This is a genomic window from Treponema sp. R80B11-R83G3 (assembly GCF_054786115.1).
In genome coordinates, this window is sequence record NZ_BDHF01000048.1 from 1 (window position 1) to 12,553 (window position 12,553).

Annotated in this window: 10 protein-coding genes; 8 read left to right on the plus strand and 2 right to left on the minus strand. The window is 43.7% G+C overall.

Translation table 11 applies throughout. The annotated features are described in order from the left end of the window. Positions 1-214: 214 nt before the first annotated feature. Entirely contained in the window at positions 215-3,331 is a 3,117-nt protein-coding gene (locus ACYVRH_RS08150) for an ATP-binding protein (RefSeq protein ID WP_461256424.1), read from the minus strand. Positions 3,332-3,436: 105 nt separating this feature from the next. Here ACYVRH_RS08150 and ACYVRH_RS08155 point away from each other — a divergent pair, with 105 nt between their 5' ends. Together ACYVRH_RS08155 and ACYVRH_RS08160 are read left to right on the plus strand one after the other, a co-directional pair. Then, complete coding sequence (locus ACYVRH_RS08155) at positions 3,437-5,011, plus strand: glucose-6-phosphate isomerase (protein WP_461256425.1); 1,575 nt, start codon at positions 3,437-3,439, stop codon at positions 5,009-5,011. Then, on the plus strand, positions 5,008-5,193 hold the full coding sequence (locus tag ACYVRH_RS08160; RefSeq protein WP_461256426.1) for an NfeD family protein: 186 nt from the start codon (positions 5,008-5,010) through the stop codon (positions 5,191-5,193). Before ACYVRH_RS08155 ends, ACYVRH_RS08160 begins: the two co-directional genes overlap by 4 nt. A 143-nt stretch (positions 5,194-5,336) precedes the next feature. Here ACYVRH_RS08160 and ACYVRH_RS08165 read toward each other — a convergent pair whose 3' ends face one another. Further along, positions 5,337-5,882: an ORF6N domain-containing protein gene (locus ACYVRH_RS08165; RefSeq protein WP_461256427.1), complete on the minus strand. Its 546-nt coding sequence runs from the start codon at positions 5,880-5,882 to the stop codon at positions 5,337-5,339. Between the two features lie 318 nt (positions 5,883-6,200). Between ACYVRH_RS08165 and rpsO the strand changes: the two genes are divergently transcribed. From rpsO to tgt, 6 genes are all read left to right on the plus strand, one after another. Beyond that, positions 6,201-6,470: a 30S ribosomal protein S15 gene (gene rpsO / locus ACYVRH_RS08170; protein WP_461251942.1), complete on the plus strand. Its 270-nt coding sequence runs from the start codon at positions 6,201-6,203 to the stop codon at positions 6,468-6,470. 2 nt (positions 6,471-6,472) lie between these two features. After that, positions 6,473-8,611, plus strand: a complete 2,139-nt coding sequence (gene pnp / locus ACYVRH_RS08175; RefSeq protein WP_461256428.1) for a polyribonucleotide nucleotidyltransferase — start codon at positions 6,473-6,475, stop codon at positions 8,609-8,611. A gap of 19 nt (positions 8,612-8,630) precedes the next feature. Continuing rightward, on the plus strand, positions 8,631-9,074 hold the full coding sequence (gene dut, locus ACYVRH_RS08180; protein ID WP_461256432.1) for a dUTP diphosphatase: 444 nt from the start codon (positions 8,631-8,633) through the stop codon (positions 9,072-9,074). A 39-nt stretch (positions 9,075-9,113) separates the two neighbouring features. Then, on the plus strand, positions 9,114-10,439 hold the full coding sequence (locus tag ACYVRH_RS08185; RefSeq protein WP_461256429.1) for an LptF/LptG family permease: 1,326 nt from the start codon (positions 9,114-9,116) through the stop codon (positions 10,437-10,439). Then, positions 10,436-11,515, plus strand: coding sequence for an LptF/LptG family permease (locus tag ACYVRH_RS08190; protein WP_461256430.1), 1,080 nt, complete (start codon positions 10,436-10,438; stop codon positions 11,513-11,515). The genes ACYVRH_RS08185 and ACYVRH_RS08190 overlap by 4 nt, the downstream gene beginning before the upstream one ends. Next, a partial coding sequence (gene tgt / locus ACYVRH_RS08195) for a tRNA guanosine(34) transglycosylase Tgt (RefSeq protein WP_461256431.1) occupies positions 11,515-12,553 on the plus strand: 1,039 nt, incomplete at its 3' end. The genes ACYVRH_RS08190 and tgt, both read left to right, overlap by 1 nt.

Consider the following 12,553-nt stretch of genomic DNA (forward strand, 5'->3'; position numbering starts at 1 on the left):
TTTGTAGAGCGTAATAGAGAACGGGAGTTAAGGGGTTCTTGTCCTAAGGCTTGACGTAAGACTTACGATAAAAAAACGGACAAAAACCACCTAAACCCCAGTTCTCTGTTTATGCGCCTATCAGTGGTAAGCTCAAATCTCTCTTGGTTCGTGCTAGTTCGTGTGGTTCGTGGTAGAACTGTTCTTTTTGGATAACCTCAGGCTTGGTTGATATTCACAAAGAATCGGTTGTAGTTAAGGCGGCGCGTATGTTTTTTAACAGTTCAGTAAGCTGTTGTAAAAAGGCAGTCAGGTGTTCGCGGATAAAAGCCATATCCGAGGCTTTCCCTGCCGCTTCCAATTTTGCGGCAAGAGCCGAAATCTCCGCAGCTCCGATAGAGGCGCAGGCGCTTTTAAGGGCATGAACGTTAATAGTAAACAAAGGAAGGTCAGTTTCATGCGTTTCTTGCAGAAGCGGCAGTCTGTCTTCTACGTCTTTGCAGAAAATGCCCAACATACTCTTATAGGCCTTCAAAGACCCGCGGAGCAAATCGACGCCCTTTTGCACGTCCACGCCGGGAATAGTTAGCAATGAGCAATTAGCATTATCAATTAGCAATGAGCAATTAGCAATGAGCAATGAAGAATTGTTATCTTTGTCTGATAGTTTATCTTTCCCCTCATTATCATTGCTAACTGCTAATTGTTCATTCCTAATTGCTAATTTCTCATTACTAATTGTTAATTGTTCATTGCTAACTGTTAATTGCTCATTGCTCATTGCCCTTTTCCCCCCCTTTATCCAGCGGTCAAGCATTTCATCCAGTTTTGAAACGTCTACCGGCTTTGAAAGAAAGTCATTAAAACCTTTTTCGATAAACATTTCCTTCATTCCAACAACGGCGTTAGCGGTTAATGCAATAATAGGAATTTGCTTTCCGCTAATTCCTGGCACTTCGTTCTTCATTTCTAATTTTCTTATGATCGCCGTAGCTTCTATCCCGTCCATTTCCGGCATCATGTGATCCATGAAAATAAGATCGTACTTATTCTGTTTTACAAGTTCTATCGCTTCCGCGCCGCTTAGGCAGGTGTCAATTTTCGCGTTATAGGGGGACAGAAGCCCCTCGGCAACTTTTAGATTAGTGGCAATATCGTCCACTACCAACAGCCGCGCATTGGGGAAGGTATGGCGTATAACGCCGGAATTGTCGGAGTCTTCAAAATAATTCCGGCGGTCAACTTTGCCGTTCAGGGTATTGGCAATGGACAGGGACTGTGCAGGTATGGAAATAAAGCGCGTCTTGGAGACATTTACTTCCGTACCCCATTCCACCATTAGGGCAAGACGCGGCTTCTTCCCTCCATAGAAAACAGCATCGCTCTGTTCCATAAGCGGTTTAATTTTTTCGTAAAGGCCGTAACCTGAAAACACATAGAACCATTCTTCGCTGTACAGTGAAGATGCAAACTCATTCTGAGTCGTAACCATGTTATAAGGAACTTTCATTTTTTCAAGCGACCAGCATAAAGATTTAGCGTAGATAATTCTGCTTTCATAGACAAGCACCTTCTTTTTTTCCGGCTCCTGTACAACGGCGAAAGGCTCTTTTGATTCAATGCCCTGCGGGATAATTACCGTGAATACGCTGCCCTTGCCGTATTCGCTTTCCATGGTTATTTGTCCGCCCATAGCCGTGCAGAGCCGGCTTGTAATGACAAGCCCAAGTCCCGTTCCTTCAATGCCTTGGTTCTTCTTCATGTCTATCCGGACAAACTCGTTAAAGAGTTTTGCCTGATCCTCCGGTTTTATCCCTTTTCCGGTATCGGAAACGTCTATCCTCAGCATGACCTGTTTATCGTCCTGTTTATCAGCGGTAATGGTCAAACCGATATGCCCCTTTTCCGAATACTTTACCGCGTTTGACAGCAGATTAAGAAGAATCTGGCGAAGGCGCACTTCGTCTCCGATAAGGCTGTTGGGAATACTCCCGTCGATGTTTGTAAAAAACCGTATCGGTTTTTCTTTAAGCCGAGTACGGATAATGTTGACCGTGTCGTTGATCAAAGACGAAAGCATATATTTGACGGAAACAATTTCCAGTTTTCCCGCTTCGATTTTTGAAAAATCAAGAATATCGTTAATTATAGAAACAAGATTATTCCCCGCCTGTTTAATATCCTGCGCGTAGCCTTTGGCTTCAGATGAGAGTTCTCCCCTCAGCAGAAGTTCCACCATGCCCGTAATCGCGTTCATAGGCGTGCGGATTTCGTGGCTCATTTTCGCGAGAAAATCGCTTTTTGCCTTGGAAGCGGATTCAGCCTTTCGGTTTGCGTCAAGAAGCCGCATATTATGCTTTGCCATTTCATTTTCAGAGTGGGCGACAAAAATATTAATAATGATAAACAAGAAAAAGATAAGAAATAACATACTGAAAAATACGGTATTCATGGCATGGTTCAAAGAAAAAAAGCCAGGCATCGGATAACTAACGATAATATACCATTTCATCGCCGGGATGGAGTTTACCAGATATATATTTTTATCATAGACGAAGCTCCGGCTTTCACCTTCGGAAAGCTCATGCGCGACCATAATTAATTCTTTTCCGGTTTTGCCAAGGTGTTCGTCAAGGCGGACTTTATTTTTAACCAGTTCATAATCCGCCGCCGAAGTTATTTCATTGTATTTATTGAACATATATGTTGTGATATTTTCATCGAATTTCTGATAACCGGAAGCTACAAAACTTGAAAAGTCAGTAAGATTTACGCCTGTGCCAATCATCCCTATAGGCTTTTTGCCTGTCTCCGCCGTAACAAATACCGGGACATTGACCCAAAGGTATATTTCTTCCAAATCAGGGTTATAATTAATGTTAAAAATATATTTTTCTGTTTCATATAACGTTAAATTGTACCAATAATTCTTGGGATCATCAGGATTGACGACGTATGGGGCTTTTCCTGTTGAATAAAATATTTTATCCACGTCATTAATCCAGTAAAGCAGTTTATTATTGAAGTGTTTCTGATAAATGGCAAATTCGGCGTAGGCTTGAGATTTAAGAACAGGATCAGAAGGATTTAAAAAATACTGCCTGATTACCGGAGTATCAGCCATTTTCAGCACAAGGGCGAGTTCGCTGTTTACCGAAGTTGCCAAACGCAGCCGCATTGTTTCAGACGCTATGGAGAGCTGCTGTTCAATAAAAGAATGGTTCATTTGGTGCGCGGAAATTGAATATGCCGTAATAGCCGACAAAGCAATAATAAAGAAAAGAAAGCATGAAAAGACAAGGAACTTATTATTGGCGAATTTTCTTAATGCCTTGGCAGGGATCGTTGTCATATTCGCATACCTCATCCTTGTGATATTACTAATTAAATATATTAATTAGTATGTAATTGTCCAAATCTAAAATATAAGATAAAATGGAATTCATGGAGGAATATTATGAAATATTTTAACTTTGATAAAACCGACGCATTTAAAAAACTTTCAAAACATGCGGCGAAAGCGTTTCTTTTTAGGGACAAACTTGACGCGAAAAGGGTAGGGGAGTGTATTGTTCCAATGGCCGCAGGGCTTAAGTATTCGTGGGCCGCCAAACCGGTTAATAAGAAGTGTATTGAATTATTGCAGGATCTTGCGGACGAGCAGGAGCTTATCGCAAAATACAAAACCCTTCTTAACGGGGAGGTGATGAACACAGGCGAGAAACGGAAAGTGCTTCATCATCTGTTACGCGGACAGCAGGGGCAGCCTGTTATTGAGAACGGAAAAGATATTGGGGAATTTTACCGCAAAGAACTTGCAAGATTTTGCGATTTTGCCTCTGACGTGCATAACGGCAAATATAAAGGCTCCACAGGCAAGGATTTTACCACGGTGGTGCAGATTGGCATCGGCGGCTCCGATTTAGGCCCCCGCGCCATGTACCTTGTCCTTGATAACTGGGCTGTCGCGGAAGGCAAAAAAAAGCTTGACGCGAAATTTATTTCCAATGTAGACCCTGATGACGCTTCCGCGATAATAGCGTCCTGTAACCTTGAACAGTGCCTGTTCATTTTAGTTTCCAAGAGCGGCACGACACAGGAAACTCTCTCCAATGAGCTTTTTGTAAAAGACAAACTGAAAAAAGCCGGCCTTCACCCCAGCAAACAGATGATCGCCGTAACGAGCGAAACAAGCCCTCTTGCGCGTAACAGCGCCTATCTTGACTCTTTTTACATTGACGACTATGTGGGAGGCCGTTATTCGTCATCATCGGCAGTCGGCGGCTGCGTCCTGTCCCTCGCCTTCGGCCCTGAAACATTTAAGGAGTTTCTCGCAGGCGCCGCCGAAACCGACAAGCTTGCCTTAGAACCGGATATTCTTAAAAACGCCGCTCTTCTTGACGCGCTAATCGGCATTTGGGAACGCAATTTTTTACAGTACCCGTACACGGCGGTTTTGCCGTACAGTCAGGCGCTTTCTCGTTTTCCGGCGCATTTGCAGCAGATGGACATGGAATCAAACGGCAAGCGCGTAAACCGCTTTGGGGATACTGTCAAATACAGCACCGGCCCCGTCCTTTTTGGCGAACCGGGAACAAACGGCCAACATTCATTTTATCAGCTTCTCCATCAGGGGACGGGCATTATCCCGCTTCAATTTATCGGTTTTCTCGAAAGCCAGAGGGGCGATGATGTGACCGTGGACGGTTCCGTAAGCCAGACAAAGTTAAAAGCGAATCTTGCCGCTCAAATTGTGGCTTTCGCGAAAGGCCAGGACAACGAAGACGGAAACAAAGAGTTCTTAGGCGAGCGCCCTTCAAGCCTGATTTTTGGAAAGCGGTTAACGCCCGCCGTATTGGGGGCATTGCTTGCCCACTATGAAAACAAAGTGATGTTTCAAGGTTTTGTCTGGAACCTCAACAGTTTTGATCAGGAAGGCGTCCAGCTTGGAAAAACCCTCACCAAAAAAGTGCTGTCAGGCAATTTTGGAGACGGCGCGTTGGAAGCGTACAGCAAACTGATGGGCGTATGAAAGACCTTTCTTCCCTGCTTGGAAGAATCGCCGTTACCGACTCAGAAATGTCCCCAAAAGGAACCGTGCTGATCGATGACGAGATCTACGAAGCGGTTACGGACGGAGAGCGAATTGATCCGGGCAGGGGAGTGAAAGTTACGCGCGTTAAGGGTAAGAAGATTGTTGTGAAGAGGGTGTAGCAGTGAGCAATGAGCAGTGAGCAATTAAAGAGCGAAGTTAGCAAGCATAGCATTTTTGCCAAGAAGCCGCGCCAGCAAACAACGAAATTGCTAATTGCTCATTTTTCATTGCTAATGGCTAATTGTATGTTTCTTGGTGTTACTCAATCGTCAGCATTAAAACCTATCCTTTTGCTTGGCTTTGGATGTTCCAGCAGATTGTTCAAGGCAATGATAATATCATTCACGCGCTTATCGTTTTTTTCAATATAGAGCATGAGAAGTTTTCGTAACTCTGCAATTTGCTCATTGGTATCTTCTTTAGTAACTACATAATGCCTTAATTGAACAAACACCCTCATTATCTGTATATTAACGTTAATGGCAATATCACTGTTTAAAAGCCCTGAAAGCATAGCGATGCCTTGTTCAGTAAAAACATAAGGATTGAACCTCATTTTTTCTACCTTTTTTGCGGTGCCAAATTGGCACCGCAAAAGTTCCCATTCTTTATCAGTAAGTTGAAACATGAAATCGGACGGAAAACGTTTTAAATGTCTTTTTACCGTTCTGTTGAGGTATTTGGTTTCAACCTGATACAATACCGCAAGATCATTGTCAAACATGACTTTATGTCCCCGAATATCGTAAATCATGTTTTGTATCAAGGTTATTTCGTTTTTTGTTTCACTTTTTTTATTTTGCTCCATATGTCTGTCCTGATGGTTATAGTTTTTAATTAAAATACACGATACATTGATAATTTCTATTGTTAGAGTATAAAATATACTCATTTTATAGTCAAGCTGTTTTATTTGAGATGTTTCACACGAAGATCACAAAGTAAGAAAAGAGGGAATTTTTGTCTGAAGGCAAAGCGTGAGCTTTACGACAAGATAACGGACAAAAATCCCCTCTTCCCCTTTGTGCTCTTTGTGTGAATTCTTTGCGAATATAGGCCAGTTGACATTTTTCCCGTTTTATGCCATTATTCCGTAAAATAATAGGGTTAAAAACAGGAGAAGAAAATGGCATTAACCAAAGAAAAAGCGGAATCAATCGTAACCAAATTTGGCAAAAACGAGAAGGATACGGGGGCTACAGAAGTTCAGATAGCCTTGCTTACCGAGCGGATCAACCAGCTTACGGAACACTGCAAGCAGTTTAAAAAGGACAAATCAGGACAAAGGGGGCTTTTAATTCTGGTCGGCAAAAGACGCAGAATGTTAAAGTATATTCAAAGGATTAATCTGGAAGGATACAGAAAACTGATAAAAGACCTGGGATTGCGTAAATAATTATGATGCAAAAAGTAACGCTCCAAGTCGCCGGAAAGGATTTAGTTCTGGAAACCGGCAGGATGGCGAAACAGGCAAACGGTTCTGTTTTTGCCCAATACGCGGGGTCGGCGGTAATAGCCACTGTCTGTTCTTCACATGAACCGGTAGAAGGCATGGATTATGTGCCTCTTACAGTCGATTATAACGAAAAATATTACGCCGCAGGGAAGATTCCCGGCGGTTTTATAAAAAGGGAAAGCCGTCCAAAGGATAAGGAGATTCTCGTCTCACGCCTTATTGACAGGCCGATGCGCCCCCTCTTTGACAAAAGTTTCGGGCGCGAAATTCAATTAATACCGACAACCTTGTCCACCGATCAGGTAAATCCGCCTGATATTTTAGCGATTATCGCGTCTTCCGCCGCCGTCCATATTTCTGACATTCCATTTAACGGACCGGTCGCCGGAGTGCGCGTGTGCCAAATAGACGGCCAGCTTGTCGTGAATCCCACTTATGAACAAATAGAAAATTCCACAATGGAAATCATGGTCGCCGGTACTAAAGACGGCATCACTATGGTGGAAGGCGGCGCGAAAGAAGTTAGCGAAGAGCTGATGATACAGGCGCTTGATAAAGCTCACGCCATGATCAAGGAATTTTGCGCGTTGCAGGAAAAACTGCGCGAGCTTGCGGGAAAGCCTAAGCTACCCCTCACTCCGCTTCCTTATTCCCTTGAAAATGCGGACGCCATAAGAGGCGCGGCTTTTCCAAAACTGCAAACCGCCTGCTTCCTTCCAACAAAACAGGAAAGGCACGACGGCATTAAAACCGTTAAAACCGAATTGGCTGCCCAACACTCAGCGCAGCTTGAAGATGAAAACCAAAAAAAACTTTTCGACGCGTTATTTGAAGATATGCAGTATGAGATTTTACGCTCTTCAATTTTGAATAACGGAAAGCGCGTTGACGGAAGAGGGTTGGAAGACATCCGTAACATCACTTGCGAAGTTGGAATATTACAGCGCACGCACGGCTCGGCGTTATTTACGCGAGGTGAAACTCAGGCGCTTGCGGTTACGACATTGGGAACGGTTTTTGACGAACAGATTTACGACGACATTGAAGGCGACAAACGCGAAAACTTTATGCTTCATTATAACTTTCCCCCCTATTCAGTCGGCGAAGTCGGCAGAATGGGAACGGGGCGCAGGGAAATAGGGCATGGCAATCTTGCCCAACGTTCTTTAAAAGCGATGATTCCCACAAAAGACGAGTTCCCGTATACTGTCCGTGTCGTCTCGGAAATTATGGAGTCTAACGGCTCTTCTTCGATGGCGTCAGTTTGCGGCGGAACTCTTTCAATGCTTCACGCCGGAGTCCCGATGAAAAAACCCGTGGCGGGCATCGCGATGGGCCTTATAACCGAAGGAAAAGCCGGTCCCGGCGACAGATTCGCGGTGTTATCTGACATTTTAGGCGAGGAAGACCACCTGGGAGATATGGACTTTAAAGTCGCCGGAACCAAAGACGGGATAACGGGCTTTCAAATGGACATAAAAATCGCCGGTGTCAGCCCTGAAATTATGCGCAAGGCGCTTGATCAGGCAAAACGTGGAAGGATGCATATTCTTTCGATAATGAACCAATGTATAGACAAGCCTGTCGAGCAAATCAGCGAATACGCCCCCAAGATTGTCACTTTGCGGATTGACATTGATAAAATAGGCGCGCTTATAGGCCCCGGCGGGAAGAACATCAAAGCGTTATGCGAACAATATTCGGTTAAGATTAACACTGAGGATGACGGCACCGTGACAATTTTCGGCAAGAGCACGAAGGACGCGGAAGACGCGAAAGCCGCCGTTGTCGGCATTGCCTGCGACCCGGAAGTTGACAGGGTATACAACGGGACTGTAAAGCGCATAATGGACTTTGGCGCGTTTGTGGAGATACTGCCGGGCAAGGAAGGACTTGTCCACATAAGCAAACTTTCAAGGCAGAGGATTGCGCAGGTTACGGACGTGTTAAAAGAAGGCCAGCAAATTCCGGTCAAGCTGCTGGAAATTGACAAACAGGGCCGTCTCAATCTTTCGTATATCGACGCGATTGATCCCTCTGGCACGCCTGAAACAAAAAGCGGCAATCAACGAAGAAATTAAAGCGGGAATTAAAAGCGGTTTGAATGAAGTACTTGTAAAAGTAGTTAAAAATGCCCCTCGCGCGGCTCTTCCGCAGTATGAAAGCGAAGGGGCCGCCGGTATGGATTTACGCGCTTTCCTTGACGCTGATGTTTCAGTTCCGCCCCTTGGAAGAGTAAAAATTCCCACAGGCATTAAAATCGAAATCCCGCAAGGTTATGAGGGTCAAGTACGTCCGCGCTCTGGTTTGGCTGTTAAAAAAGGCTTAACCGTGCTAAATTCGCCAGGGACTATAGATTCCGATTATCGCGGAGATTTAGATATAATTCTTATAAATTTAGGCGGTGATGATATTATAATTAAAGATGGGGAGCGAATCGCACAGCTTGTCATCGCTCCCGTTTGTAAGGCAACTCTTGCGGAGGTTGGCGAACTTGGCGGAACGGCGAGGGGCGGCGGCGGTTTTGGATCTACCGGCGCATAAATCGGCGCAATTAGCGGCGTTATTATTGGCGGAAGGGCAATGAAGAATATTGTTAATTCAATTATTAATTATTTTCAGCGGAGAAACGCTAATTCTCTTGAAAGCAAACGTTTTTTGTCCAAAACCATATTCCGTTATATATTAACCGAAATGCTTTTCTCATTTATTATTTGTTTCGGTTTTTTCTTTTTTATTTTCTTTGTAAACCAGATACTCCTTATGGCGAAAGAAATCCTCACCAAGCGCGTGCCTTTTGATCAAGTCGCCCTTTTAATACTTTTTTCCCTGCCTACGGTAATCGCCATGTCTGCTCCGTTCGCGTGCCTTGTCGGAACCCTTATGACCGTAGGGCGTTTAACGTCCGATAATGAAATACTTGTTATGCTTTCATCTGGCCTGTCATATAAAAATGTTTTTTTCCCCGCTATAACGGTTGGAATAATTATTTCCCTTTTATCATTTTTTACAAACGACGTGCTGCTTCCTGCGGGTACCGTACAATTCAACAAATTGTGGCGTAAGATACTTGTTTCCACTCCCGCGCTGGAAATGGAAGCCAATTCAGTGAAAAAATTCAAGGATACCGTAATTGTAACAGGCGGCGTAAAAGATAAAACAATTGAAAATCTGCTTATAATGGATAAGACCGAAGACGGAGAGCGCCGTATCATAATGGCAAGCAGCGCGGAATTAAAAGACGGCGGAAAAGAAGGCTTGAGTCTTAATCTTGACAGGGCGTTTGTTCATTCATCAAAAGAAATTGTTAGAGAAGATTACGATTACGCTAATTCTGACAATTTACAGTACTGGGTTTCCAATGAAGATATTATTCAGCAATATGTCAGCGTAAGCCCAAGGGAGATGAGCTCCCGGGACGTTCATTCCGCAATTTTGGAAAAAAAGGCCGATTTAGCCGTAAGGATGAATGACAGAAAATTGCGCATGATTGCTAACATGGTATCTTTAGAAAATATTTTAAGGGCGGGACCGGCTGGAGAAGGCTGGGGCCGCAGAAGCGGGGTTGTCTCTGTTTTTCAACGTGATACCGCCGCGCTTGAATCCGTTAATAGTGACAGATCCCTTACCATTCATGTAATTGAGATATACAGGAAATTTTCCGTTCCTCTTGGCGCGTTTTGTTTTGTTTTTCTCGCCGTTTCTCTGGGGCTGATGGCGAAGAAGAGCGGGCAGACCGTAGGTTTTATTTTTGGCAATATTATCGCCGTGTTATATTGGTCTATGCTTTTTATAGGGCAGACAATGGGCCTGCGGGCGGGAACGCCGCCTTTTTTATCGATGTGGATTCCAAATTTTTTCTTTTTATTTATAGGGCTTGTTCTTGCCGCAATTAAGGTGCGCAAATGAATAAAATAATGATACTTGACAAATATCTTCTACGCCAATTTTTGCCCATTTTTTTTATAGCTATTTCCATGTTTGTATTTTTGCTTTTGCTTATTGATATGTTTGCAAATTTAATCCGTTATCTTAACAATGAAGTTCCCATAAAGACAATTTTAAAGATAAGCTTTTATTTTATTCCCAAAAGTATTTCCTACTCAATGCCGATGTCCTTGCTCTTTGCAGCGGCGTACACGTTAGGTGATCTTTACGCCAGAAATGAGCTTACAAGCGTATTTGCCACGGGAATACCCTTATGGCGTTTTAGCATGTCTTTTGTAGCGGTTGGTTTAGCCGCTTCCATTTTTTCTTTTTACCTTGACGACAGAATAGTTATACCCACGCTAAAACAAAAAAATGAGCTTTCAAGGCGGGCGTTAAAACAGTATGTTACGGAAAGCAACGCGGATGTCGTAATAAAGGCAAGGAATGGGCTTATAATTTATTCGGTTGATTATTTTGACAGCGAAAAAAATATTTTAAACGGCGTAAGCGTCGTGGAGATGAATGAAAAAGGCTCGTTTGTATCGCAGATTCGCGCCCCTTCCGCCGAGTGGAAGGACGGTTACTGGGAATTTAAAAACGCCGTCATTTACCGTTACGATGAAGAAGGCATATTGCGGATATATCCTTTTTCAGTTGATGAATCATATAATGAACATCCCGATATATTCAGAAGAAAAGCCGTTAATGTGGAAGAATTATCCGCAAAGAGCGCGGGTCTTTTGGTAAAAGACTTGCGTTCCGCCGGGCTTCCGTATCAGCACACGCAGGCAAATTATTATCACCGTTATTCGTTTGCCGCAACCTCCCTAATTGTAATGATACTCTCAATCTCAATGGGCGGCAGATTCAGAAAAAATATTTTATTGATGAGTCTTTTTACAAGCCTGTCTGTAGCCGTAGTCTACTACATTACGGAAATGTTAAGCATGACGATGGCTGGGCTTAACATAATACATCCGTTTGTAGGAGCGTGGTTTCCGGTTTTAATTTTTATTGTAATTGGAGTGCTTCTTCTACGGAGCGCGAAAACCTGATGCGTTTTAGCGTAACCTCCCGCGACAATGCCTGCGCCGCAAGAACGGGAATATTGTATCTTCCCCACGGCGATGTTATTACTCCCGTTTTTATGCCCGTGGGTACTAATGGAACCGTAAAAGCGCTAACGACGGACGATTTAAAAGAAATCGGCTATGATTTAATCCTTTCAAATACATATCATTTATATTTAAGGCCGGGAGAGGAAGTAATTGAAAAAGCGGGAGGGCTTCATAAATTTATTAACTGGGACAGAAATATTTTAACGGATTCGGGCGGCTTCCAGATTTTTTCCCTCTCCGCCCTGCGAAAAATTAAACCGGAAGGCGCGTGGTTTCAATCCCACATTGACGGCTCAAAACATTTTATAAGCCCCGAGAAAGCCGTAACAATTCAGGCGGTTCTTGGCAGCGATATACAGATGCAGTTGGATTACTGCTCTCATTATGGCGCAAGCAGGAAGGAAGCCGAAAAAGCCCTTGCGATTACTACGGAATGGCTTGACAGGGCAAAAAGCAAATGGGAAGAAGTTACTGCGGACGGGAAATATCAAGGCAGTTTATTCAGCATTGTGCAGGGAAATTTTTTTAAAGATTTACGGAAAAAAAGCGCGGAGGTCTGCGTCGATTCCCTAACTCCCGGCATTGCCATAGGCGGCTTGTCAGTCGGGGAGCCTTCTGAAATTTTTTACGAAATGTTAGCCTATACTAGTGCTTTATTGCCCGAAGAGAAACCCCGTTATGTAATGGGAATAGGGACTCCTGAATACATTTTAAATGCGATAGAGCAAGGAATAGACATGTTTGACTGCGTTTTATTCACCCGTGAGGCGCGAAATGGCAGAGTATACACCCATAAAGGCGCGTTTGCCTTAAAAAAGGCCGAAAACACGGCTGATTTTTCGCCGATAGATAAAGAGTGCGGCTGTAAAGTTTGCAAAGGGTACTCCCGCGCCTACCTGCGCCATCTTTTTAAAACCGGGGAGATACTCTGTTCCATGCTGGCAAGTTATCACAACCTGTACTTTATTAATGAAT